This is a genomic window from Sinorhizobium sp. BG8, from assembly GCF_016864555.1.
Lineage (GTDB): Bacteria > Pseudomonadota > Alphaproteobacteria > Rhizobiales > Rhizobiaceae > BG8.
Map to the genome: position 1 here is coordinate 4,142,870 of NZ_CP044011.1, position 24,977 is coordinate 4,167,846.

General features: G+C 60.4%; 17 protein-coding genes. 4 read left to right on the forward strand and 13 right to left on the reverse strand.

The features are described from left to right. Nucleotides 1-37 precede the first annotated feature (37 nt). The 5 genes from F3Y30_RS19305 to F3Y30_RS19325 form a co-directional block, all read right to left on the reverse strand. A complete protein-coding gene (locus F3Y30_RS19305) occupies nucleotides 38-1,057 on the reverse strand; it encodes an NAD-dependent epimerase/dehydratase family protein (protein ID WP_203424288.1) in 1,020 nt (339 codons plus the stop codon). A gap of 12 nt (nucleotides 1,058-1,069) precedes the next feature. Then, the gene (locus F3Y30_RS19310) at nucleotides 1,070-2,371 is read right to left on the reverse strand and encodes a UDP-glucose/GDP-mannose dehydrogenase family protein (protein WP_203424289.1); all 1,302 of its coding nucleotides are present in this window, start codon (nucleotides 2,369-2,371) and stop codon (nucleotides 1,070-1,072) included. A gap of 143 nt (nucleotides 2,372-2,514) precedes the next feature. Then, nucleotides 2,515-3,705 (reverse strand): DegT/DnrJ/EryC1/StrS aminotransferase family protein, encoded by a 1,191-nt coding sequence (locus tag F3Y30_RS19315; protein ID WP_203424290.1) that lies wholly within the window; start codon nucleotides 3,703-3,705, stop codon nucleotides 2,515-2,517. A gap of 56 nt (nucleotides 3,706-3,761) precedes the next feature. Next, nucleotides 3,762-4,448, reverse strand: coding sequence for a PIG-L deacetylase family protein (locus tag F3Y30_RS19320; RefSeq protein ID WP_203424291.1), 687 nt, complete (start codon nucleotides 4,446-4,448; stop codon nucleotides 3,762-3,764). 244 nt (nucleotides 4,449-4,692) lie between these two features. Continuing rightward, complete coding sequence (locus tag F3Y30_RS19325) at nucleotides 4,693-5,943, reverse strand: polysaccharide biosynthesis/export family protein (RefSeq protein ID WP_246752810.1); 1,251 nt, start codon at nucleotides 5,941-5,943, stop codon at nucleotides 4,693-4,695. Nucleotides 5,944-6,313: 370 nt separating this feature from the next. On the opposite strand from F3Y30_RS19325, the gene F3Y30_RS19330 reads away from it, so the two are divergent. Continuing rightward, a complete protein-coding gene (locus F3Y30_RS19330) occupies nucleotides 6,314-7,648 on the forward strand; it encodes a lipopolysaccharide biosynthesis protein (RefSeq protein WP_246752998.1) in 1,335 nt (444 codons plus the stop codon). Nucleotides 7,649-7,992: 344 nt separating this feature from the next. Here F3Y30_RS19330 and F3Y30_RS19335 read toward each other — a convergent pair whose 3' ends face one another. The 8 genes from F3Y30_RS19335 to F3Y30_RS19370 form a co-directional block, all read right to left on the reverse strand. Continuing rightward, nucleotides 7,993-10,245, reverse strand: coding sequence for an exopolysaccharide transport family protein (locus tag F3Y30_RS19335; RefSeq protein WP_203424293.1), 2,253 nt, complete (start codon nucleotides 10,243-10,245; stop codon nucleotides 7,993-7,995). Nucleotides 10,246-10,568: 323 nt separating this feature from the next. Next, nucleotides 10,569-11,726 (reverse strand): glycosyltransferase family 4 protein, encoded by a 1,158-nt coding sequence (locus F3Y30_RS19340; protein WP_246752999.1) that lies wholly within the window; start codon nucleotides 11,724-11,726, stop codon nucleotides 10,569-10,571. A gap of 435 nt (nucleotides 11,727-12,161) precedes the next feature. Next, the gene (locus tag F3Y30_RS19345; RefSeq protein WP_203426688.1) at nucleotides 12,162-14,252 is read right to left on the reverse strand and encodes a nucleoside-diphosphate sugar epimerase/dehydratase; all 2,091 of its coding nucleotides are present in this window, start codon (nucleotides 14,250-14,252) and stop codon (nucleotides 12,162-12,164) included. 937 nt (nucleotides 14,253-15,189) lie between these two features. Further along, complete coding sequence (locus F3Y30_RS19350) at nucleotides 15,190-15,783, reverse strand: sugar transferase (protein ID WP_203424295.1); 594 nt, start codon at nucleotides 15,781-15,783, stop codon at nucleotides 15,190-15,192. A gap of 94 nt (nucleotides 15,784-15,877) precedes the next feature. Then, complete coding sequence (locus F3Y30_RS19355) at nucleotides 15,878-16,516, reverse strand: response regulator transcription factor (RefSeq protein ID WP_246752811.1); 639 nt, start codon at nucleotides 16,514-16,516, stop codon at nucleotides 15,878-15,880. A gap of 8 nt (nucleotides 16,517-16,524) precedes the next feature. Next, on the reverse strand, nucleotides 16,525-18,126 hold the full coding sequence (locus F3Y30_RS19360) for an ATP-binding protein (RefSeq protein WP_203424297.1): 1,602 nt from the start codon (nucleotides 18,124-18,126) through the stop codon (nucleotides 16,525-16,527). Nucleotides 18,127-18,320: 194 nt separating this feature from the next. Beyond that, a complete protein-coding gene (locus F3Y30_RS19365) occupies nucleotides 18,321-18,992 on the reverse strand; it encodes a phosphoribosyltransferase (protein ID WP_203424298.1) in 672 nt (223 codons plus the stop codon). 129 nt (nucleotides 18,993-19,121) lie between these two features. Then, nucleotides 19,122-19,280: a hypothetical protein gene (locus F3Y30_RS19370; protein WP_203424299.1), complete on the reverse strand. Its 159-nt coding sequence runs from the start codon at nucleotides 19,278-19,280 to the stop codon at nucleotides 19,122-19,124. 550 nt (nucleotides 19,281-19,830) lie between these two features. On the opposite strand from F3Y30_RS19370, the gene F3Y30_RS19375 reads away from it, so the two are divergent. From F3Y30_RS19375 to F3Y30_RS19385, 3 genes are all read left to right on the forward strand, one after another. Then, a complete protein-coding gene (locus F3Y30_RS19375; RefSeq protein ID WP_246752812.1) occupies nucleotides 19,831-20,946 on the forward strand; it encodes a polysaccharide biosynthesis/export family protein in 1,116 nt (371 codons plus the stop codon). A gap of 112 nt (nucleotides 20,947-21,058) precedes the next feature. Further along, nucleotides 21,059-23,302 carry a polysaccharide biosynthesis tyrosine autokinase gene (locus F3Y30_RS19380; RefSeq protein WP_203424300.1) on the forward strand — a complete coding sequence of 748 codons (2,244 nt, stop codon included), beginning with the start codon at nucleotides 21,059-21,061 and terminating at the stop codon, nucleotides 23,300-23,302. Nucleotides 23,303-23,656: 354 nt separating this feature from the next. Next, on the forward strand, nucleotides 23,657-24,961 hold the full coding sequence (locus F3Y30_RS19385) for a hypothetical protein (protein WP_203424301.1): 1,305 nt from the start codon (nucleotides 23,657-23,659) through the stop codon (nucleotides 24,959-24,961). Nucleotides 24,962-24,977: the final 16 nt, after the last annotated feature.

Genomic DNA, 24,977 nt, shown 5'->3' on the forward strand with positions numbered 1-24,977 from the left:
GGTCCCGGCTAACCCCGGGAAGGGATAGGTACGGACGCTACGCCGTGAGCTCCCTGCCGGTTTCCAGGTACCACTTGACGAAGGCCCGTATGCCTTCCGGAAGCTCCGTGGTTGGCCGGAAGCCGGTGAGCGCCGAAAGTAATTCGAAGCTCGCATAAGTTCGCGGAACATCGCCCTGCTGCATCGGTAGCATCTTGCGCAAGGCCTTGCGCCCGAGCGCATTTTCCAGTTCATCCACGAATTCGAGGAGCCCGCGCGGTTGCCCCCCGCCGATGTTTACGACCCGATAGGGTGCAATGCGTGAAAGCGTTTCCACCCCGGCAGGGGTTTCCACCCGGTTCGCCTCTGACGGCACGATGTGGGACAGCCGCACGATCGCCTCGACGAGATCGTCGATGTAGGTGAAATCGCGGCTCATCTTTCCTTCGCCGTAGATCTCGATCTCGTTGCCGTCGAGTATGGCCTTCGTGAACTTGAAGAGCGCCATGTCCGGCCGTCCCCATGGACCGTAGACCGTGAAGAAGCGGAAAACCGTCGTAGGGATCTTGTAGAGATGCGCGTGGCAGTGGGCGATCAGCTCCATGCTCTTCTTGGTCGCCGCATAGATGGTCAACGGCTCATCAGCCCTGTCGACCTCACGGAAAGGAATGGAGCTGTTCGCTCCATAAACCGACGAGGTGGAGGCGAGCAGAAGATGCTTGCAGCCGCTCGCCTTGGCAGCTTCCAGAATGTTCCATGAGCCCGTCACGTTCGAATCGAGATAGGCTTCCGGATTTTCGAGGCTGTAGCGAACCCCGGCTTGCGCCGCGAGGTGAATGATGACGTCGGGTCTTGCCTCCGCCACGGCTTCGTTCACCCGTTCGCGTTCCTCCAGCATGGCGATGTGCCTGCTGAACTCCGGAAACTGCATCAGGGCGGCGTGACGCGCCTCCTTGAGCCGAACGTCATAGTAGGGCGTCATGCCGTCGAAGCCGGCCACGACATGGCCATCCTCGAGCAGGCGGCGTGCAAGATGAAAGCCGATGAAGCCGGCCGTTCCGGTGATCAGGTATCGCAACGGCTTCCTCCGTCAGCTTCCGACGCCATAATAGCGGAAGCCTGCTTTCTGCATTTCTACACGATTGTAAATATTACGCAAATCGACAATTGCCGCGCTATGCATGACCGATTTCAGGCGCGGAAGGTCGAGCGCACGGAATGCGTCCCATTCGGTCACGATCACCAGCGCGTCGGCACCCTCGGCGATATCATAAGGGCTCTCGCCGTAGACGACATCGTTGAGGTAGTGCTTTGCGGCCCCCATGCCCTCCGGATCGAAAGCGTGGACGATCGCGCCATTGTCCTGCAGGGCCTGGATGATGGAAAGTGAGGGCGCCTCACGCATGTCGTCGGTGTTCGGCTTGAACGTCAGGCCGAGTATGGCGATCTTCTTGTCGCGCACGCTGCCGTCGCAGGCGGCGACCACCTTGCGCGCCATGGCCCTCTTGCGCTTGTCGTTGAAGCTGACCGTCGCTTCGATCAGGCTGACCGACATATCGTGGTCCTGCGCGGTCTTGACCAGCGCGAGCGTGTCCTTCGGGAAGCACGAGCCGCCATATCCGGGACCGGCATGGAGAAACTTGTCGCCGATCCGCTTGTCGAGACCGATGCCCTTGGCGACCTTCTGCACATCGGCGCCGACCTTTTCGCACAGGTCCGCGATCTCGTTGATGAAGGTGATCTTCATCGCGAGGAAGGCATTTCCGGCATACTTGATGAGCTCGGATGTCCGACGCTCGCAGACGAGGATGGGCGCCTCGTTGAGATAGAGCGGCCGATAGACGGCACGCATGACCTCGGTCGCACGCTCGCTGCTCGTGCCGAGCACGATGCGGTCCGGGCGCTTGAAATCCGCAATCGCGGCGCCCTCGCGCAGAAACTCGGGATTGGAGACGACGTCGATATCGGCATCCGGATTGACACGGCGCACGATCCTTTCAACTTCGTCGCCCGTCCCCACCGGCACGGTGGATTTGGTCACGACGACCGTATAGCCCTTTGCCGCGCGCGCGATCTCTTCGGCCGCTGCATAGACATAGGCAAGGTCCGCATGACCGTCGCCGCGCCGTGAAGGCGTACCGACGGCGACGAAGACGACATCAGCCTCGCTCACGGCTGACGCGAGATCCATCGAGAAGCTGAGGCGGCCGGAATTCATGTTGGTCTGGACGATCTCGCTAAGGCCCGGCTCGAAGATCGGTATGATCCCCTGCTTCAGGGCCTTGATCTTTTCCTCCACGATGTCGACGCAGATCACGTCATGACCGAAGTCTGCGAAACAGGCACCCGAAACGAGACCTACATATCCGGAGCCGATCATCACAAGGCGCATGTTGCCCTACCCATCTTTTTGTTTTCATTATGCGGTCACGTCGAAACAGTGAGCGCGACTCTTGCAGAACGCTCCGGCGCCCGCAAGTCGCTGGCTTGCTCTCGAGCCCGAAACGAAGACGGTATCCAAAGCCGATCGGCAGCCTAAGCCTCCGCCGCCGACAGACTGACATGCGGATCGGTCGCCTGCAGCACGACTGTGCGAACGACCCGCGCGACCTCTTCCATGGCCTGCCGGTCGAAGGACGGATCGACCAGGAAGGCGATGCTCGTTTCCCCAAGCTCCCGCGCGACGGCAAGGCCCCACTTCGGCGAAAGCCCCAGATCCACGAAGCACTTTTCGAGATAGATTTCCGAGCAGCTTCCGTAGAAGCACGGAACGCCCGCGGCGTTTATCTCGGCGATGATCGTGTCCCGGCTGGCGCCGGCACGCAGGAACTCAGGACGAATGAAGGTGTAGAAGCGATAGAAGGCGTGCTCGATACCGGGGCCTGGCATCGGCGTGCGAAGTGCCTCGATATCACCAAGCGCATCGGCAAGGATGCCGGCGTTGCGTGTGCGGATGGCATGCCAGTCATCGAGACGCTCCAGTTGCCTCAGGCCAAGCACCGCCTGGATCGAGGTCATCCGCCAGTTCGTTCCGATCGTTTCGTGCAGCCACCGGAAACCCACCGGATGGGCCGCCTTGAAGACCGTATCGTAGGACTTTCCGTGATCCTTGCGGCTCCACGCCTTTTTCCAGAGAGCTTCGTCGTCGAGAGCGATCAGGCCGCCCTCCCCGCCCGTCGTCAGGATCTTGTCCTGGCAGAACGAGAATGCGGCTATGTCTCCGAAGCTTCCAACCGGGCGACCGTCGATCCGTGCGCCATGCGCCTGGGCACAGTCCTCGATGACCCAGAGCCCCTTCTCGCGGGCAAGCGCCATGATTTCCGGCATGTCGCAGGGCCAGCCCGCCAGGTGGACCACTATGATACCGCGCGTCTTCGCAGTTATCTTGTCGGCAATCGTTTCGGCCGTGATGTTCTGGCTGTTCGGATCGATCTCGGCGAAGATCGGCACGCCGCCGCAGAAGGGAACGCAGGACGCGGAGGCGACGAAGCTGCGGGGGGTGACAATGACCTCGTCACCCGGCTGAAGGTCGAGCGCATAGAGCGCCAGATCCAGGGCAACCGTGCCATTGGCGAGTGCGATCGCATGCCCGCGCCCGAGCAGCTGCGCATAGGCTTCCTCGAAGCGTTTCACATGCGGTCCGGTCCAGGCGTTGACCTCCCCTGACCTCAGGACCGCGACGACATCCTCTATCTGCTCTTCGTCATATATGGGCCAACGCTTCATGAATGGTCCCTCTCGTTTCAGATTCCGTCCCGGCGCGACGTTGCGCGACGGTACGGTCACATCACCTGGCGGATGAGGACAAAAGCCTCTGCGGCACGCCGCATCACGGTGGCCCCGCGCAGGGTCGCCAGCGCCTTCAGGGTCTCGATCGATCTTTCGTGCGGCGCTTCTCTTACCTGCGATGCATAAGCCTTCATCGCGGAAAGCTTTGTCTCCAGGTGATCGGCCACATCCACATAGACGTTTGGCACGAAACTGGGCGTCACATAGGGGGCGTTCCAGTTTGTTTCCGAAACGGTTTCGTAGGCGAGCACCAGCCGTGGATATTCAGCCTGGTGCGGCCGTGCCGAGACGAGCGACGACAGGAAGATCAGCTGGTGATCGATATGCATGTCGCCGATGAACGGCACCAGCAGCGTCTGCGGCCGCAGTTTCTGCACGAGTTCGAGAAGCGCGGCATTGAGCGCCGAATGAGCCGTCTCGGCAATGCCGGCCGCGGGAAAGCCGAGCCAGAAGGTCTCCCTTACGCCGAGCAGGCGATGCGCCTCGCCGGCCTCCGCCTTTGCCCGCGCGACCGTCCCGGCCGGGAAGGCAGGCGGCAGGGCCTGGGTCACGATCGCGACAAAAACGTCGTTTCCTTCCGCGGCAAGCCGCGCCATCGTGCCGCCGGCACCGAGCACCTCATCGTCCGGATGCGGCGCGATGACGAGCGTTCTTCCGAAAGTGTCCAACCGATGTTCCATCACAGAACACCTCTTTCATCGGGGGCGCATTCGCAAAGGCTGGGCTTGCAGGCCAAATGGCTCGCATGCCGCAGCGACATGGCCGCCAGCAGATGAGATGCAGGAGAAGTCTCGAGGGGTGAAAGGCAGGCGGCAGGGATGTTTTCAGCAGCAAGATAGGAATGCGACACTCTCATACAGAGACTCCAGTGAACACAGATCCGGCGTTGAATGGGGTGGTCCGAGGTGGTTTGCCCAAGCCCCGTCACGTGCCCGACAAGGAGACGACGACCACGTCGCCGGGCAACAATTCCGTGAATGTCGAGGCAGTTATGCTCTTGCGTTTTCCGCTCTCCTCGCGCCGCACCTCGTAGGAAAAGGAGATCTTGCTCTTGGCCCTGTCCTTCTCCTCGGACTCGATCGACGCTAGGAGGAAGAACTGCTCTTCGGCGGACTGCCTGGAGGAGATCAACTTCTGAAGCGTTACCTCGCGCTCCTGAAGCTTCATCAGCAGTTCCTTCTCGCGATCGGCGGAAAGCTGCGTCAGCTGAAACTTGAGGTTTCCGAGCTCGCGCCGGGACCGCGACATTTCCGCATAGATGCCGAGCAGGCTTGCCTTTTCACCGGATGCCTGCGTCTTGGCACGGGAAAGGTCCGCTTCCGTGTTGAGTTCGCGGGCTCTGAGCCCAGCTACCCGGTCCAGATCCTTCAGGCTCATCGCAACGACTTCTTTCTGCTGCGCTTCGAGTTCCGTCAGAATCCTCAAGCTTTCGGTGCTCTCGGTAATGCCCTCGTTAAGAATATCGGTCTGAGACTTCATAGTCGCCATGTCCGACTTAAGTATCTTTTCCTCGAGGTCGATGAGACTTTTCAGATTTGTATTCTTGACATAGTTCTCGGCAGCCTTCGGAACCAGCGCAAGATCGAGGTGGTCGAGCCCGCGTAACTGCGACTGAAGCCGAGCCGCATAGACCGCCTCGCTGACGATCAACGCATCTGTTCCATCGATCTCGCCACGCAGGCGTGCACGGACCATCAGCTTGTCCGACGGATTGATGACCGCGGTCTGCGTTCCACCCGCGAGGCCGATTGACTGCTCGACCGTCAGGCCCGGGTAGAACGGAAAAGAACCGGGCGACTTGACGTCACCCAGAACGAAGATAGGCCTGAAAGTAGCGATATTGAGGGAAATCTTCGGGTCTACGAGGATTTCTCTTTTCTTGAACTCTGTGCGCAGCTTATCGAGCGCCTCGGATACCGTCAGCCCTCCGACTTCCACGCCACCGATCAGGGGAAACTGCCCCTGCCCATCGGTCGTGACAATCAGGGTGACCGGAAGTTCCGTGTCATCAAGAAAATCGAACGTCACCGCATCTCCGGGGGCGATGCGGTAGGAGTCCACGCCCGCCAGAGCGCAGTTCACGGAGAACAGTCCGAGGCCCAAAGCGAATGCGGCCGCGATACCCATGCGACCGGCCCGGAGGATCCGACGGCGCACCGAATTCCAGAATGCCATGCAATGCTCCCACAACTAAAACTTCGGATGCAATGCTTTTCCTAGACGTTAGCATATATCTTCAGGCAAATCAGACAATTTTTATGACATAAAGAAAAATAATTTACCCTATGATCGGGAAAATATACACGGTCAATAGGTGTATTTTTTCTGTTTACATTTAAAATCTACACTCACACCACCCTCAGTTGCCTTCTCTCCAAGATATAAATTTTGACTCTCGTATAGTCATAAGTGGAGAACCGGGATAAGCTACGCCGCTGGAACCGCTAAGCGGCGTGCAAACGCGGGAAAGTCGAATTCTATACTCATAGTAAACTGGTGACCTGGTGTTTCGCGAGGGGTTCGGTTTGTGCGTATTCTGAGAAAGATAAGCCATAGAATAGACAACGCGAGATCGAGCTGGCAGATAGAAAAAGGCAGTATCGAACGCATCAAGAGCATCCTCCACCTATTAACGGGTAACTTCGCCAGTTCATTCATCGGGCTTGCAGGTTTTGCATTGACGGCGAGAGCACTCGGCCCGGCAGACTACGGGATGCTTGCGCTTTGCTTCTCCTATTCGCGCGCAATCGAGCGGCTCGTCGCCTTCCGATCGTGGCAACCCCTGATCAAGTTCGGATCGCACGCGCTGCACACCAACGCGATGGCGGACTTCAAGGCGCTCCTCAAGTTCGGCCTGGCGCTGGACGCGGGTGCCGCCCTGCTCGCCTGGGCCGTGGCCATTGTCCTTCTGCTGTTCGCAGCGCCCTATCTGGGCATTTCTTCCCAAACGGCCCATTTCGCGATCATCTATTGTTCGGTCCTGCCGTTCCAGATCACCGGAATGCCCACCGCGGTCCTGCGGCTTTTCGGCCGTTTCCACATCATGGCCTACGGGCAGGTCACGGCGAGTATCATTCGTGTGCTGCTCTGCCTGGCCGGCGTGCTGCTTGGCGGAGGGTTGTACGAATTCCTCTTGATCTGGATGGGCTCCCAGATCATCGGGTCGCTCTGCACCACGACACTCGCCTTCATCGAGTTGCACAGGCGCGGAATCAAGGGGGTTCTCACGGCCCCACTTCGTGGCATCGCCTCGCGGTTTCCCGACATCTGGAAGTTTTCCATCTCCTCGAACTTCTCTCTCGCAATCCGCTCGAGTGCCTTCGAGGTCGACACGTTGCTGGTGGGCTTCCTCGCCGATCCGGCATCGGCGGGCCTGTTCCACATCGCCAAGCGCATCGGCAAGATCGCGCAGCAGGCGGGCCTGCAGGTCCAGGCCGTGCTTTACCCCGACCTTTCAAAGGCCTGGGCCGCGGGAGACTATACGGACTTCCGCAAAATCGTCGGCCAGACACAGTTGATCCTTCTGGCATTCGGCGTCGCTTCGCTGGCCTTCCTCTACGCGACGATCGATCAGGTTCTGTTGTGGACGGCCGGCGCGAGCTTCCTTGCGGCGGGCTCCCTGGTGATGGTGCAAGCGATCGCGGTCACGCTGAACCTCTGCACGCAGATACTGCACTCCGCGCTGCTGTCGATGGGGCTCGCGAGCTACATCCTTCGCAATGTGCTGATGGCGACGGCCGCGTTCCACCTGACGGCAATCACCCTCGTGCCTGAGATCGGCGCGATGGGAGCAAACATCGCGCATATCGTGATGGGTGCGATCTCGCTGATCACCATGACCTATACGTACCGGAAGTATTTTTCCGACCGGGCCATCTGAACCTCCGGCTCCAGCGCGCATGCCCGCAACCCATCGCCGCCGCGCGCGCCCTTTCTGAAGAGCTGTCCTGCCCGAGCTTTCGGGATTTCTCAGGCTCGGAGGTCTGCCATTTCAACAGGAAGCTCTTATCGACCGGCAGCTCGAGCCTGGGCGAGAAGGATAACCGCGATGGCGCAAGGCACCATCGCATTGGCCAAGCTTGAGACCCGAGCGGCCCCACCCCAGAAGGCGCTCTCGCCGCTCTCAAAAAAGCAAAGACCCCGCGCAGCGGCTGCACGGGGTCTTTTGCGTTTCAAGACGCTGGCCATCAGCCGGAAACATCCGGCCGACGATGACAGGGGTGACTAAGCCCGGAGCGGACGTCCGGCGACCCATTCGGCAACCCTCTGTATCCAGGCAGTTCCGCGCTGGGCCGAGGGCGCCTTTCCAAGGAAGTTCGTAACGCTGCCGAGGATGACAGGATGGTTGAGCGAAAGACGCTCGAGGGCATCCTTGACGCTACGCTGCTTCGTGCTCGCGCTCTTGACCACCATGATGATGGAATCGACCTGCGAAGCGAGCCAGACAGAATCTTCCGAGCTTTCGATCGCCGGCGGATCCACGATGATAAGATCGTAGCGATCGCGAAGACCTTCGAAGAGCCGGTCGTAATCCTGCAGGCCGGGTCGCAATGAAATGACTTCGAGGAATGGATAGCTTGCCGAAACGGAGGCCACCTCTCCAAGTTCACCGCGCCCATCTAGGTAACGGCTCAAGGCGGAATCCGATGCGGGCGTTCCGACCTGCTTCGATGCGCTCTCCGGTCCAGGATTGAGATCGATGAGCACCGTACGCATTCCGTTGGTCTTGGCCGTAGCGGCCATGGCCAGGGCGAAGGCCGTCTTGCCTTCTCCCGGTCGCGCCGAACACAGCATCAGCACCTTGTCACCCGGAGCATGATCCATCTTCCGCCAGGCAAGGCATACGGCACGCGCTGCCTTGTCGAGTGCGGAATCCGGATTGCCGAGCATGTGCTGGTACACGGACTGACCCTTTGCCAGAGCCTTGCCCATGTCGGGAACGCTGGCGAGATTCGGGCGATCGATGAGCGCCTCCACGTCAAGCGGCCTGTAGAGCCTCGTGTCGAGGGCATCCCGGATGATGACGATCAGCACGCCGAGGATCATGAATCCGATGATGCCCGCGGTGAACAGCAACGAAGGAACCGGGAAGGTCGGCACCGTGGGAACTTCCGCATAGGAGGCGATGCGCGACGACGGCTTGCCGTCTTCCTTGGCCGGGTCGATCGTTCCCAGTCTCAGGATGACCTGGTCATAGCGCTTCTGGTCGCTGAGCAGGTCGCGCTCGAGCTCGCGGCGACGGATTTCGGCGAGGTTGCGGCTCTTCATGCGCTCCTGCAGAACCCCGACTTCAGCCGAGAACTTGCTGACGCGCACGGAAGCGATCTTGGCGTCGTTCTCCAGTTCCTGCGTGATGCGGGACGCTTCGTCGCCGATCATCCGCCGGTTGGTCTCGAGTTGCGCATCCGTGTCCTGCACGAGAGGATGGTTGCGTCCGAACTTGGCGCTGAGTTGCGCCCGCTGGCGTTCCAGCGTCGCCTCCTCCTTGCGCAGGTTATCGAGGAGTTCCGACGTCACCACGCGGCCGACGGCCTGCTTGCCGGTCGAGGCAAGGCGCAGCTTGGCCTCGTTGAACTTCGCCCATGCCCCCGCCTCGTCAACGCGTGCAATAGTAAGTTGCTCGTTCAACTGCTCCATCCGCGCCCGGATGAGATCATCCTTGGGATCGAATGTCAGGTCGCTCGTGCCGGTGAAGGCCGCGATCTGCCGTTCCTTGTCCGCGATGCCGGTGGCGAGTTCGGCGGCCTGGTTCCGGAGATAGGCGACGGTCTGCTCCGTGGCATCGATCTTCAGCTTGGACGTCCAGAGCACATACTGCTCGGCGATTGCATCCGCGATCGCGGCCGCCTGCAGGGGGTTGGCCTGCTGGACATGGATCGTCAAGGCCAGGCTATCGCCCTTCCTGTCCGCGGAAAAGGTGCTGAGCAACTTGGAGATGGCCCGGTTACGCTGGACGCTTTCCGAGACGATCCGTCTTTGGGGCGTTGCTGCATCCCCGTCGCCTGCTCCGTTCATGAAATTTATGACGCTGTCGATAAGGGAGCCCAGGAACGTGTCGCTCTCCCGCTTCGGTGGCGGCAGGTAGGTGTTGTAGGTGGGATCCTCGACCAGCTTCAGCGCATCGACGACGTTGCCTACGAAAACGCGCGAACGCAGGTTGTCCATTTCCGTTTCCATGGCCGACTTGTCGCGGGCCTGGGTCTGGAATTGCAGATTGACTTCGTAGGGACGGTTGTCGTTGCGGTCGAACACCAGAGCCGAGGAGGCCGTGTAGATCTTGGTCAGGGACGCATTCAGGAGGATCGTGAACAGGATGCCCGCCGCGATGAAGCATACGAGAAACCGCTTGTAGCGCAGGATGATGGCGAGCACGTCCTGCAGGCCATACGCGAACGCCGCCCGAGGCGAACCGGCGCCCAGCGAGTCCTGCCTGTTTCTTATCGTATATGCGTCCAATGTACGATCAGTGGTAAGCATCATGCCTCCGGTAACTATGCCCGATATGACATCACTTCTCGGATCAACCAGATCCTGTCAGGCGACTGCTGCTTCCCTCTCCAGTTGGGGACAAAAAGCAACGGTTGTCAAAACAAAACATCACTCGGGCGAGTGACCTCCCGTTTCTGCGTCAGGCCCGGATATCCGGGCCCCAGTCTCCCGTGGCGCCGCGTTGACGATCAAAATGGGCAACCTGCGATAAGGTCATCCTCCTGATCACGCCCCGCCCGGGCCTCAGCACCACTTCCTCCCACCGCCGGCGCACCTGCCGAAACGGCAGCTCAGCGACACCTGCAGTCATGTCAAACCAGTTGCATTCGCTCCAACAGCACCCGGTTTACCTGATGGACGTCGAACCGCGCCCGAACCAATTCGCGCGACCGCTCTCCCATCGTCCCGGCGAGCCCGAGATCGTCGGCCAGCTTCGCCATTGCTTGCGAAAGCGCCTCGGGGTTTCGAGGCTCGACCGAAAAGCCGTTCACGCCCTCCTCGACCGTGTCACGGCACCCGGGTAGATTCGTCGTAATGACCGCGCGACCCGTCGCCATTGCTTCGAGAAGGCTACGCGGAATTCCTTCTCGGTAGTATGACGGCAGAACGAAGACATTACATCCGGCAAGAAATGGCCGAACGTCCCTCGTCTCTCCCAGGTAGTTCAGGACCCCTTCCGCGACCCAGGCTTCGATCTGGGCAGGAGAGATCGCGGCAGGATTGGGATCGAAGGGTCCAAGAAGCTGGAATTCGGCATCCGGATGCCGCGCCTTGATGCGGCGCGCCGCTTCCACATATTCCTCGATGCCCTTGTCCTTCAGAAGACGTGCAATCAGGAGGAACCGCGGCCGGTCCATCGGCGGAGGCACATGGGCGTAGTGTTCGAGGTCTACGCCCGATCCCGGTATCGCCTTTATCAGGCTGTTGTCCTTCAACATCCGATGGCTGCGGATGTCCGCTTCATCAGCGTCGTTGTAGACGAACACGACCTTCGCTCCTGCAAAGGCCAGGCGGTAGAGAAGAACGCTTACCTTTCGAACGACCTTGCCCTTGAGGCTGGCGTAGCCGGCATCCGAGAACACATGCCCCAGTCCGGTGACGAGGAAGCAGCGATCCTTGACCCCGGCCAGCCGCGCGGCGATTCCGCCATAGACGATGGGTTTCATCGTGTAGGGAACGATGGTGTCCGGTGCGATCTCGCGCAGGTTCTTCCAGAGCGAGAGCAGGGTGGCGAAATCGCCGAAGGGGTTGAGACCGGCCCGAGCCATGGGGATCTGGATGAAGCGGACGCCGATCCTGGCGAGTTCGGCCTTGACGACCTCGTCGTCCTCCGGGGCGAGTGCTGTGACGGAATGGCCGGACTCGACCATGCGCTTTAGCAGCTCCAGCCGGAAATTGGTCAGCGAGCGGCTGTAGCTCGCTATGACGGCCACCCGTTGGCGATTGGCCAGCGTGCGTTCCCGCACCACCGGCGCCGGCGCGGCGCCGTCACGGATGTCACCTGCAATCGATGCGTCTGAATAGGTCACCGCTGGCGCTCCTGAATAGCAGCACCGCCCGGCTTGCCGAGCGCGCGCTCGCCAGCCAGCCGCCCCGTCACCCGGCTGCGAGCCATACGCAGCTTGCCCGAAGCACTTGTGCGCGATCCGGTGGAATGTTCTGGGAGCGGGCCGACTGCCGTCGTTGAGGGACGAACGAGCATTTAGTGGGCCCCGCCGATGTTTGTGCATCCGGTCAGGTCTGAAGTCCGCCTGTTATTCAAGACCACTGCAACTCCGTATTCCGCTTGAGGGGCAGGAGAACCTGCCACTATCGCCATGCTCCCCGGCGCCGGACGAATCCGACACCGGGATAATGCGCAAGTCCGTCCGGCGCTCCGGCAATGCCGGGCGCCGGACGGATATTCAGTTGATGCTCAGCCCGTTGGCCGTCGGAGCCGGTCCACGACCGGAAACCAGCTTCTCGATGAGGCTGTTGCCGGCATCGACCTTGTACTCGTCCTGCGAAATCGTAACCTCGGTCTCGTCAGCGGTGTCGGCGACCGGGGCGGTCGCCGCCTGCTTGCGGTAACCCGGGATCAGGCTGCTGATCAGCGCGAGCACCATGCTCTCATCACCGATTTCCGCGAAGAGCTGCAGCCGCGCGAAGGTCTGCATGAGGATCGGCAGCTCGACCGGGTTCGGAACGGCGCCGAGAACACCGGGAACAGGCGAGCTGACGCGCTGCTCATGCGTATCGAAGAGTTCCTCGTAGAGCTTCTCACCCGGACGCAGCCCGATGATCTTGATGGCGATGTCCTCGTCCGGCGTGAAACCAGCCAGACGGATCATGCGACGCGCTATGTCGATGATGCGGATCGGCTCGCCCATATCGAGCACGAAGATTTCGCCCTGGCCGATATCGCCTTCCAGACCGTAGGCCGAAGCCTGCAGCGTCAGCTCGACGGCTTCGCGGATCGTCATGAAGAAGCGGGTCATCTGCGCGTCGGTCACCGTCAGCGGTCCACCATTCGCGATCTGGCGCTTGAACAAGGGAATGAGCGAACCGCTGGAGCCGAGCACGTTTCCGAAACGAACGGTCATGAAGCGCGGGCCTGTGCCTTCCTTCAGCCCCTGCAGGTCGAGTGCCTGACAGAAGAGTTCGGCGAGACGCTTGGTAGCGCCCATGACGCTGGTGGGATTGACCACCTTGTCGGTCGAGATCTGCACCATGGCCTTAACGCCGATCCGCTTGGCGGCTGTGGCAACGTTCATCGTCCCGATGATGTTGGTAAGCGCTCCCTCGCAGGGATTGAGCTCCACCATCGGCACGTGCTTCAGCGCCGCTGCATGGAACACCAGCTCCGGACGGTGGACGTCGAAGATGTCGTTCACGCGCGTCGCACGGCGTATGTTGCACAGATGGGCGGAGCGCGGCACGTTCGGGAACCGTTCGTTGAGCTCCATGTCGATCGCATAGAGATTGTACTCGCAGTTCTCGATGAGAACGATTTCTGCGGGCTCGCAGGCTGCGACCTGGAGCGTCAACTCGCTGCCGATCGAACCGCCGGCGCCGGTGACCAGCACGCGGCGGCCGCGCACCAGGCGATTGATGGCTTCCTTGTCGAGGGCCGCCTGCGGGCGCTCCAGAAGGTCGGTGAGTTCGATCTGCCGAAGTTCGAAGCGATTCTCGCGCTTTGCATTCTTCAGTTCCGTCATCTGCGACAGGCGCGATACCGTCATGCCGAGGCTTTCGGCCTTCTTGATGAGTTCCTCCGCCTTCTCCTCGCCGAAGACGGACGGAGCTTCCGTGAAGACCACGTGCCTGGGGAGCTGGTTGTCCTGCCGGAAGCGGGCGATCACCTCGTCGAAATCGGAAAGCGAGCCGACGATCGGAACGCCGCGCAGGGTCATCCCCTGCTGGTCGCCGGTCCTGTCGAGGCAGGCGATCGGATGGTGCGTGCAATTGCGGTCGCGTTGCAGCGCGCGCAGATAGAGTTCCGCGGCATCGCCGGCACCGACGAGCAAGGTGGGAACACGCGCGCCATCGCCCGAGCCCGGCCGCTTCTGTGAGAAGCCTTCAAGCTTGAGCGGCAATTCGTCCATCCGGAAACTGAGCCGAGAGGCGACGAGGAACGTCGTCAGCAGCAATGCCTCGACCAGGATGGTGCTACGCGGAATGGCTGTGAGCCGCGTGGAAATGAAGAGGACCCAGACCAGCATCGCCGTGGTGACGATGACGGCACGAAAGATGGTGAAGAGATCCGAGATGGACCCATAGCGCCAGTTGCGGCTGTAGAGACCGGTCAGGGGGAAGACGATCGCGCAGATGGCGAGATACTGCGGTCCCGTGACCAGGAGCACCCGCATCAGCTCCGGACGAGAGATGATGGTGTCCGATCCGTAGCGCAGCACGAAGGCGAAGATCAACGCAAGCATTGCGGAGAGTATATCGGTCACGTAGAGACCGAAGGACTTCTGGACCTTGCGGGCTGACGACCGCCCGACCCCGACCATCGCCTTCCATAGACGATGTCCGATATCAGCAAACGATGCACGCCTGAAAGCCTCGATCAGCACCTGACCTCCAACGCCCTTCCCTGCGGAGAGCTTACCTAGCCTGGTACGTATAGTGGCATCTCTGCGACTCATTTCCGTACTCCCCGATCTGCCGGACACACAGAATTCGCCCGTCCGATCATCGAACCGGAGCGTAACAACCCGACTGATTTTTAGTGCCTGACTCTGACTGAATGCTGGAAGGCATAGAGGACCGCTCCCCGCAATCCCTCATTGCGCGGGCGGGCAGAAATACTTGTAATTTCATCATTATTACATTGAGATAATTCGCATATATATAACTTCTTGTAAATAACTTTCTGCATTGCGGCAGCTGCCGTAGGGGGAGTATTGTATATAGAATTACTAGAATACTCGATCGAAAGATTAGTCTTTTCAATCCTGTCGATCTTCACTTGAATAACTTCAACTTTTGCCTCCTTACGAAATGAGTGTTGAACGAATATTGAAAACATTGAATATTTTGCCGTTTGCAGTGACTGGTGTCACAGCACAACTCACGATCTGGAGTTGTTCGAAAATTGGGCGCGCCCACTGCTTAGTGCACGACTCGTGTCAAATAGAGACGAAAATTCCCCTTACGTGATACGCAAACAGAAATTCTCACCTTTTATTGCCCCCAATTTGTCCAGCACGCCTCGGCGAAACTCGGCCGGATTTGAGCGAACCTACTGCCAAAAGACGGAAAAACGGCCCTGTGGGACACGAAAAGTAGCCAAAACGCCAGCGCTTACATCGTGGACGACACAACGAGAGTGTCTTGCCGCGCAAAGCAGCGGCGAGAAAATATATTGTCGTCCGCAGTATTACGGCGCCTTAATACCAGAAACCGATCACGGCAAACAAAGGACCAGCGTGGACCTTCGCGAAGGAATCAGCAGGTCGCGCGGCGCTGCCGGCGGGCGGCGTCCAGATGGCGCTCGTTCAGTTTCTCGCCGAGAATCATCACCAGGACCGTGGCAGCGAGGATCTGCAGGTCCACACGGAAGGAGCGGTTCTCTATATACCAGAGGTCGAGGTCGAGCTTGTCCTCATTGGTGAGCTTCGCATTGCCGCTGATCTGCGCCCACCCGGTGAGACCCGGCCGAAGCGCGCAGCGCCTTAGGCCCGCCTCGCCCAGGCTGGCGACAGTCTGTGGCAGCAGTGGACGCGGCCCGATCACGCTCATGTCGCCGATAAGGACGTTCCAGAACTCCGGAAGCTCATCAAGGCGCGAACGCCTGAGAAGGCGTCCGAAACCCGTGGCGCGTTCGCTGTCGCTGAGAAGCCGGCCATCCGCATCCCTGGCATCAGACATGGATCGGAACTTGAACATCTTGAATGGCTTGCCGCCCCGGCCCACCCGCTCCTGAATGAAAAGCACCGGACGGCCGAGAAATATGGCAACGAGTACCGCCGTCACGAGCATGATCGGCAGCGTGAGCAAGCCCGCCACGAACGCAAAAACCATATCGAAAACACGCGTCATGAAATCTTCCTGTCGATTGCCTGCCGGCGGAAAATACTTTCGGGCGGCGATCCCGGCCGTACCCCGGTCGGCAGAAGAAATGCCCTTCCTTGCCTTAGGTCTTCAGCGAGATGATCTTCGCCGCCAGTGTCGTGCGGTTGAAGATATTGAGCTTGCTGAAGATGTTGTGGACATGGATCTTCACCGTCCCTTCCGAGACATTCAGCAGGCTCGCGATCTGCTTGTTGGAGTAACCTTCCGCCACCATGTAGGATATTTCCTTCTCGCGGCCGGTCAGCTTGCAGAAGGAATCGAAGAAGGATCGGCTGCTATCGTCCTTTTGCTCGCTCGTTTCCGCCGTGCGTTTCGACGGCAGCCAGAAGCTTCCCTTCCCGACCGCGCGCATGCACTCCACCAGCGCCTCTGGGGCACTTTCCTTGAGGAGGATGCCCCGCGCGCCCATGGCGGTCGCCTGCATGTTCTGCTCTTCCGAGATGAATGCCGTCAGGAATATCACCTTGACGCTCAGCTTCATGCGGTTGAGCTCACGCAGCACGTCGAGCCCGCTGAGGTTGGGCATCAGGATGTCGAGGACGGCGAGATCGGGCTTGCGTGACAGGATTTCCTGGAAGGCCGACTTGCCGTCCGACGCCGCAGCCACCACGTCGAAGTCCGGTTCGTTCGCCAGCAGGTTCACGAGACCGCGCAGAACCAGGGGGTGGTCGTCCGCGATGACAGCCGATGTTCTTGGCAAGCGTGTCTTCATTGGGGCGGCAACTCTATCTGAAGGTGGACCCCTTTGCGCGAGGTCACCAGGTCCAATGTTCCTCCCAGGTCGTCAACCCGCCGGGTTATCGATCGCGGCTTGATCAGGATGGGCATCTGCGTGTCTTCCGGCAGTCCTTTTCCGTCGTCGTCTATCTGTATGCGAAGCCTGTCCTGTCCTTCGACAATGCTGACCTGGACGTGTTTGGCACCCCCATGCCGGACCGCGTTCGCAGTCGCCTCGCACACGAGTTGGAAGATCTCCGAGATCGTCGAGCGGGAGAGTTGAAGATTCGACGGGCTGACCTCGGTGGTTATTCGGCAGCGCCACTGCCTCTCCAGCGTCGCGGCCAGAAGGTCGAGCTGGACAGGCAGGTGATCATTCTCCGTGCCAGGCGTGGACTGCATGTCCTGGATCAGCTTGCGGATGCGCTGCTGCTGGTGCGTGAGGAGCCAGGCGATCTCCTTCAGGGAACTCTCCAGATATCCTGTGACCTGGCTTGTCGAGGCTTTCAGCATCAGGCTTGCTGCGGCAAGATCCTGCAGGATGCTGTCGTGCATGTTCATCGCCAGCCGAATGCGATCCTGGGCGATCGCCGCATCGGCAACCTCCTTCGCCAGCGCCCGCTGCTCCAGCTCGTAGCTGACACGCGTCGCAACGATCTCCGTAAGAGAGACGGTGTCTTCGTTGTGGTACCTGGGATCGAAGACGAATACGCAGCCGCGATAGTGATTGCTGGAAAACGGCGCCACGCAGAAGGTATCGATCTCGTGATCCTGCTGTGCGCGGTCGAGTTGCTCCAGGTCGGCAAGGAGAGGAACGGCGAAGCTCATGAGTTTCGCTCCCGCCCGGCTGTCGCGTCTGTGGAATGCCGCCTGCCCTACCATAGCGATCAACTCGACAATCCGCGCGGAGTTGGACGCCTCACGCAACTCGCTTGAGTCACGAAGGCAAAGGGCGACGCTTGCAGCAGGATGGAGGCTCTCCTGCCAGCACACAACGAGCATCGGGGTGCCAAGCACCTGGGACGCATGCCGGAGCGATTCAATCGTCAGCGGACGATGATAAGGTGTAATCCCGCCGCCGGGCCACGCCGCAAGCTTGTTGATCCTGTATCGGCTACGCTGAAGATAGGCGCCGAGATACCCGAGCATGCCGGCTATGAGGAAGAGCGAAACGCCGCGCATGATCAGAACATTGAGCTTCGAATCCCGCACGAAGTCCATTTCGATCTCCTGCCAGCTGATGGTAACCAGGATGATGGCAAGCACCAGCGCCGTGTGGACCGAGCCACGCCACCCCCAGCGGAACGTCGCCGTGAAGATCGGAAAGATGAAGAAGGTGAAAAAGGGACTCGCAAGACCGTCGGTCAAGTAGATCAGCAGCGACAAAACGGCAATGTCGACCAGGTGAACGAAACTACGCCACAGGACGGATTCGGATCCTCCTCCTGAAAAATAGAAGATGACTGCAGAATAGAAGCCGAAAGCGACGAGGAGCGCATAGGTTTCCTCAACGAAACTCGCAGGACGTGTCGGGTCAAGGTAGACTGCAAGGAGTGCGAAAGCCGAGAAGACCAGTCGGGTAAAGCTGATCAATCTCTCTGGTTGCGCCGCAAACAGAAAGTCACTCAGTTGCAATCGTGAAAACCATAGAATCCGATTGGATTTCATGCCGGAACCCTGAATGCTACATGTTGAGCATACAGGATTTTCATGCAGCAGAAAGCATTTCACCAGGCACGGAAGTAAACAATATTTGTTCTCGTAATTATTCTTGAAGTCATCCTTAATCAGGCGGGCGTTTCATCCGCACTCCCCCTCGCGAGGGCGAGAATTTCGATGACCTCTTCATCGCTCGTCTGGTGGAAGTCCCTGTAGTGCAAGCCCACGGCACGGAAATCTGCCGGCATGTGCAGGCAGACGATGCGGTCGACGTCGGCGCGAAGCTCGCTGATCACTTCAAGTGGTGCGACGGGGATAGCGAGGAGAACGGATCCGCAGCCAAGGCGACGTAGCGCCTTGAGCGCCACCTTCACGGTCGCTCCAGTCGCAATGCCGTCATCGACCAGAATGACATTGCGCCCGGCGAGCGGCAGCGGCATGCGGTTGCCAACATACATTCTGCGTCGCCTGTCGATCTCCGCGAGCTGCCGGCGGGCCTCCACATCGATGTAGCGTGGCGTCACTCCACAAGCCGCCATGATGTCGTCGTTGAGGACGATCTGTGGCTGCGCTCCATCGACGATGGCACCCAAGGCGACCTCCGGATTGGCGGGCGCACCGATCTTGCGCACGAGGAGCACATCCAGCGGCGCACGGAATCGCTTGCAAATCTCGTATGCGACAGGAACTCCGCCGCGAGGCAAGGCGAGAACCACGGGCTTGGCTGGCTCCTCGACTGCAATCTTCGCCGCCAGTTGCGCGCCGGCGTCCTCGCGATCCTCAAAAAATACGTCCAGCATGACAAGTCTCGACAGGACTCTGTAGGGGAGCGAGCGTGCAGCCCGCGAAAGGCAGCACTTCAACGCACTATATCCCATCCCGCCCCTGTCGTTTAGCGCCGATCACGCCTTTGCCCGCCTGTGGCAGGTTCACGCGGACTTCTCCGGTTCCGGGTTTTCGTCGGGATTGGGCAGCGGCACTTCGTCAGGCAAGCGGGCCGGATCCGGCTCCTGCACGGGGATCTGCTCCGGGAAAGGCGGCGGCGGCACCGGCATCGGCGTGGTTTCGGGGATCTGAGGCTTCGGCATGATCTGCTCCTTCGTCCATTGGCAAACCGAATTGGCGCCACGAAGGTTCCTCCGAGTGACGATATTTGACGAATGTGAGTGCCGTCGCTCTCGGACAGAAACCCGGATAATCTACAGGAACCACAATCCAAAGTAGCACGTTTGAGTGCAATCAATAATTGCATATGACAGGGATTTCCCAATCGCACATCGTATCACAAACCAAAGACCGCAGTTGCCCGAGCCGCTGCAACCGTCGTCAACCTACGGTTATTTCTTGTCGAGCTGACCTCGTGAGCGAACGCGGAGTGTGAAGGTCGAAATTGCGGACTCAACAAGCTGAAATACAGGAGACGAACTCGAATCAGAGATGGTTAAAATTGTATTGCGAAATACAACTTATCATGGTTTATTTCTTGCAGGGGATCATCACTGGCGGCTCTCATCCAGCGTGCAGAGAACGCAGTGCATGCGTGCGCGCTGGGCGTCGTCGAGTAAACTCATGGTTGGTAAATACTGTTTACCCAATGGATTTCTGTGCCTGGCGCTGGGTCTCTCCGGTTGTACCGTGATGCCGTCTGCCGGCCCGGACAGCAGGTCGATTGAGGCGAATGCCTATGCTAGGGTCGAAGGTGGTGGGCGAAGTGCGGGAATAGACTACGCGCTTGCCGATATCGATGCGGAGGTGCTGGCCGCAGTCGCCTCAGCCAACGTCAATACTCTCTCCGGTTTCGGGCAGCAGCGCTCCACGCCGGCAGCCCTGCCGCTTGGCGTCGGCGACCTGGTACAGGTTTCGATCTTCGAAGCCCAGGCGGGCGGTCTGTTCATCCCCGTCGACGCGACCGGCAGGCCCGGAAACTTCGTCTCCCTTCCCGTCCAGACGATCGACCGGGACGGATCGATCAGCGTTCCCTATGCAGGACGCCTTCGTGCATCCGGGAGATCCATTGCCGAAGTTGAGGCCGAGGTGCAGCGGCTGCTCTCCAGCCGGGCCATCGAGCCCCAGGCGGTCGTGACCGTCGTGAAGAGCCGATCGAGCCAGGTGGCCGTTCTCGGCGACGTGAAAACGCCAGCGAGACTGGAGCTGAACCCGATCGGTGACCGCATTCTCGATGTCATCTCCGAAGCGGGAGGCCTGAGTGCGCCAAGCATGGAGAGCTATGTCACGCTGCAGCGTGGCCCGCACTCCGTGACCGTCCCCTATACGCACCTTGCGGGCAAGCCGGAGGAGAACATCTATGTGCGGCCCGGCGACACGATCTTCGTCAACCGGGAGCAGCGAACCTTCCTCGCTTTCGGCGCGTCTGGACTGAACGGCCGGTTCGACTTCGAGAATTGCGACCTGACGCTCGGCGAAGCGCTCGCCAAAGCCGGGGGGCTTCTGGATACGCGGGCCGACCCCGCTCAGGTACTCCTCTACAGAAGAGTGCCGCGGGCACTGTCGCGGCAGCTCGGCATTGCTTCGACCCGTTTCGTGGCGGGCGAAGTGCCGATGATTTTCCGGGCGAACCTGCGCGATCCCGCGACCTTCTTCGCCGTTCAGAAGTTCCCCATGCAGGACAAGGACATCATCTACGTTTCCAATGCGCCTGCAACCGAGCTTCTGAAATTTCTCCACCTGATCAACGCCGTCTCCACCACTCCCTCGAACGTCGTCGACACCAGGGACGCTGTACGGACGATGTAGGGAAGCTTCGGACGGCATCGCGTCATGTGAACACCTGCCGACTGATCGGCGAACGATACGAAGGGGATCACCTTGACACTGCTTCAGACCTTCGCGGCCCGTGGGCAACCCGATGCTCCAGATCAACAATAGCCGCATGGCACCGCCCGCGACCGGCCTTTGGGCGAGCGATGCATCGCCGGTCTCTCCGATCGACTTCGACAAGGGCATCGCCGCGATGCGCAGGCAATGGCCGATCGTGGCCGCCTGCACCCTCGCCGCTGGCCTCCTAGGCTTGATCTATGTGATCGCCGCAATACCGCTCTACACAACGCGCACCAGCATTCTCATTGATCGCCAGTACGGCGCGGCCATCCAACAGCTCTCCGGTTCCGCCGGCCTCCTGGACGAGGAAGTGTCGGTGCTGAGCCAGATCGAGCTGCTGAAATCGGAAGCGATCGGCCTTGCCGTCGTCAATCGCTTGCACCTCGCCGACGAGACGGCTGCTGCCCCTTCGAACATGTTTCTTGCCCTGAACCGCTGGATCTTCGGCACTACCGGGAACCCGGCGAAAAGGCCTGCCGCAGACGAGGGAGAAGGCAGGCGGCGCGCGGCTCTCGAGACCATCCGGGCCAACATGGCGGTCACGCGTGCCGGTCGTTCCCGCGTGCTGGAAATCTCCTATGTCTCTCCTTCCCCCGAGCTGTCGCAGCGTGTCGCCGCGGCGATTGCGGACGCCTACCTCGCCGACAGGATTTCCTCGCGATACGAAGCGACGCGGCAGGCATCCGACTGGCTTCTCGCCCGCATGGAGGAACTCAAGCAGCGTGCCGTTTCCTCCGATCTCTCCGTCCAGAAGTTTCGCACCGAACACGGACTTGTGGCGACGAACGTGGAAGGACGGTTGGTCAGTGACCAGCAGCTCACGGAGCTCAACAGCGCCCTGATCGAAGCGAGGGCCGCGGCCGCGCAAGCCGCGGCCCGCTACGAACGAATACAAACCCTCATCGCCGGCAACCGGGAGGAAGCCGTCGTGGCGGAAGTCCTCGGCGGAACGATCTCGAATACTCTTCGCGAAAAATATCTGAGTGCGGCCAAGCGAGAGGCCGAGATATTGGCACGCCTCGGCGCCGGCCATGTCCAGGTGCAGAGGCTGCGCGGCGAGATGGAGGAATACCGTCGCCAGATGTTCGACGAACTCCTTCGCATTGCGCAGGGCAACCGCAGCGAGCTCGATATTGCGAGATCCCGGGTCCAGAGCCTGACGGAAAGCGTCGCTCAGGCGACCCTCGTCAGCGCCTCGGCAAAAGAGAACGAGGTGCAACTGCGTGAACTGGAGCGGGAATCGGAGACCTATCGGAACGTCTATGAAGCATTCCTTCGCCGCTACCAGGAAGCTGTCCAGCAGCAATCCTTTCCCGTGGCCGACGCCCGCATCATCTCGCGTGCCGTGGTTCCCGATCGTCCAAGCCACCCGAAAAAGATGCTCGTCATCCCGCTTGCGCTATTGATCGGTGCCGGAGCCGGTGCCTTCGCCGGCGCCTACCGGGAGTACAGGGAGCGCTCCTTCCGCACCGGAAGCGATGTGCGCCAAGCATTGGACCTTCCCTTCATCGGTGGCATTCCCCTCCTCAAGGCGGAGGATGAGAAGCCATCGGCCGACGGCCTTTCCTTTCACCCGCGGTCCGTCCGCAAGGCGAATGCTATGGTCGACCACGTCATCGACCATCCCTTCTCCCGCTTCACCGAGACGCTGCGCGGCACCAGGATCGCGGTGGACCTCGCCCTGCCGGGAAAGGCGGCCAAAATCATCGGCATCATATCGTTGTTGCCGGCCGAGGGGCGATCAACGATTGCAATCAACCTTGCGGAGCTTCTGGCGGCGGAGGGCGCCCGCACACTTCTCATCGACGCGGACCTCCGCAACGCAGGAGCGACGAAGGTCATCGGCGAACATGCGACGGCCGGACTTGGGGAGGCGCTGGTCGACGAGCGGTCAATCCGCGACCTGTTGCTCGTCAATCCGAAGACGAGACTGGCATTTCTGCCCGCGACCGCCGGACCGCTCGGGTCTAGGTCATCCGTCCTGCTTGCTTCATCACGCATGAATCATTTGCTGGAACAGGCGTCGGCGAGCTTCGACTATATCGTGCTCGACCTACCGCCGCTTGCCCCAGTAGCGGACGCGAGAGCCGTGGCACCCCATGTGAATGCTTTCGTTCTGGTCGCGGAATGGGGAAGAACGAACCGGTACGCCTTGCAGGAAGCGTTGTTTTCCGACAGGTCGATCGCCGCGAAATGCGTCGGCGCAATCCTCAGCAAGATCGACCCCGACAAGGCAAAACTCTACAGCACAGCGAGCGATTTCGAGATGTAGAAGCGAGCCATCACCCCGCGAACAGCTCAATGAAGGTCTACAAAATCAGGAACTTCGTCAAATTTCGGTGCCCCGCACACGGGCAGTGCCCGTTTCTCGCCGTGCCTCGGCGAGCGCCATCCCGAAGCGGGTGCCTTCCAGTACATACCCGGGACAAGGTCGCTTCCCGTCTCCGGCATATAACCTTTCGCCCCTTCGCCTTTTTCCCCGCGCCCGGACGGCGAAATAGGATTCCGGTCCTGTTTCGAGATGGAGGCCTGCGATGGATGAAACTGTACGACCCGTGTCGGGGAAAATGGCGACGGATGGCGCTCGATGGATTTCTACTTCCGCCAAGAGCCGGGTGCTGTTCTCATGACGACACCAGCAATCGGCCTCTCGCTGGGCGGACACGCCATATCCGATGCATCCGTCATTCGAAACATAGCAGCCTGGGGCGATAGCCTGACGGCGGGCGCCGGCGCCTCCACGGCGCTCACCTCCTATCCTGCCCGGGCTTCCTTGCTGTTTGCGCCCGCCCGCGACATCGCCAATTGCGGCGTCGGGGGACAGGATGCAGAACAGATCGCCGCCCGGCAGGGCGGTGTTCCGATCACCGTAACCGTGGAAAACAACAGCATTCCCGAAAGACGCGGCCACGACTGGTCCTGGAATTTTGCCGACGGAGAAGCACAGGGATGGCGTGACACCGTTCTCGCCGGACCGGCGCTCGTAACGGGCGGCTGGATATCCTGCAGTGCGACGAATGTCCTCGATGGTCTGTACCGCCCGTTGGAGGTCACGCTTCCCGCCGGTCTCGATATTCGGATCGCGTTCGACATCGTGATTTCAGCGGGAATGACAGTTTGCGTTAATGGACTTGGCGGCGGTGCATGGGGTGCAAAGACGCCGGATGGCGCCTATGGACACAATCTGTCGTCCTCGGGACACTATTCCGTCGCTCTCGTCAGCGGCGGCGCCATCGCCGATTATGTCGACCAGATCGGTTTCCTGCTGCTGTCGGGCAGCGGTACCTTTTCTGTCGACAACATCGTGGTGTCCGTTGCCGCCGCAGAGGTCCAGCTATCGGTCACAGACCGATCTCCGAATGTCCTGACCGTCGACAACGGCTTTACGGGAATGCTGTCCGGTACGCTCGCCGGCGTGCGCGGAACCATGACGACGGACGCCTCCGGTAACTGGACCTTTCTGCGCGAAAGCGAGGGCGCGGCAGTCGCGTGCCCGGTGGGAACGCGGTTCATCCCCGAAGAGGCTCGATCGCTTCGCAATCGTATCGCCTGGTTCTGGGCCGGCAACAATGGCATCGCGGATGCAGACAGTTCCGCCGCCGGTCTTGCGGCGATCGAGGCGATGATCGCTCATCTCCCGCATCGGCGTTTTCTGGTCGCCCCGGCACTCGCCGCCAGCGACGCCAGTCCGGCGCTGATGGCTGTGATCTCCGATTTCAATGCATCGCTCGCATCCCTATACGGCACGCGTTTCGTGGATCTGCTTGTCGAACTTCAGGCGAGCGGTAACCATTCGGCGGACGACGACGCCGATATCGCGGCCGGCCACGTGCCGCGCTCGCTGAGGGTCGACAGCATTCACCTGAATGATGTCGGCTACGCCGTCGTCGCCGGGGCGATGAAAGCGCGCACACTGGCACTCGGCTGGTGAGAGTGAACGGGATGCG

Bases quoted from the DNA above. Each gene is read 5' to 3' on its own strand.
- F3Y30_RS19325 (WP_246752810.1), bottom strand. From the start codon at position 5,943: ATGGCATTCTGGAATTCGGTGCGCCGTCGGATCCTCCGGGCCGGTCGC.
- F3Y30_RS19380 (WP_203424300.1), top strand. From the start codon at position 21,059: ATGCTCCAGATCAACAATAGCCGCATGGCACCGCCCGCGACCGGCCTT.
- F3Y30_RS19385 (WP_203424301.1), top strand. From the start codon at position 23,657: ATGACGACACCAGCAATCGGCCTCTCGCTGGGCGGACACGCCATATCC.
- F3Y30_RS19365 (WP_203424298.1), bottom strand. From the start codon at position 18,992: ATGCTGGACGTATTTTTTGAGGATCGCGAGGACGCCGGCGCGCAACTG.
- F3Y30_RS19315 (WP_203424290.1), bottom strand. From the start codon at position 3,705: ATGAAGCGTTGGCCCATATATGACGAAGAGCAGATAGAGGATGTCGTC.
- F3Y30_RS19320 (WP_203424291.1), bottom strand. From the start codon at position 4,448: ATGGAACATCGGTTGGACACTTTCGGAAGAACGCTCGTCATCGCGCCG.
- F3Y30_RS19370 (WP_203424299.1), bottom strand. From the start codon at position 19,280: ATGCCGAAGCCTCAGATCCCCGAAACCACGCCGATGCCGGTGCCGCCG.
- F3Y30_RS19345 (WP_203426688.1), bottom strand. From the start codon at position 14,252: ATGGTCGGGGTCGGGCGGTCGTCAGCCCGCAAGGTCCAGAAGTCCTTC.
- F3Y30_RS19375 (WP_246752812.1), top strand. From the start codon at position 19,831: ATGCCGTCTGCCGGCCCGGACAGCAGGTCGATTGAGGCGAATGCCTAT.
- F3Y30_RS19335 (WP_203424293.1), bottom strand. From the start codon at position 10,245: ATGCTTACCACTGATCGTACATTGGACGCATATACGATAAGAAACAGG.
- F3Y30_RS19310 (WP_203424289.1), bottom strand. From the start codon at position 2,371: ATGCGCCTTGTGATGATCGGCTCCGGATATGTAGGTCTCGTTTCGGGT.
- F3Y30_RS19350 (WP_203424295.1), bottom strand. From the start codon at position 15,783: ATGACGCGTGTTTTCGATATGGTTTTTGCGTTCGTGGCGGGCTTGCTC.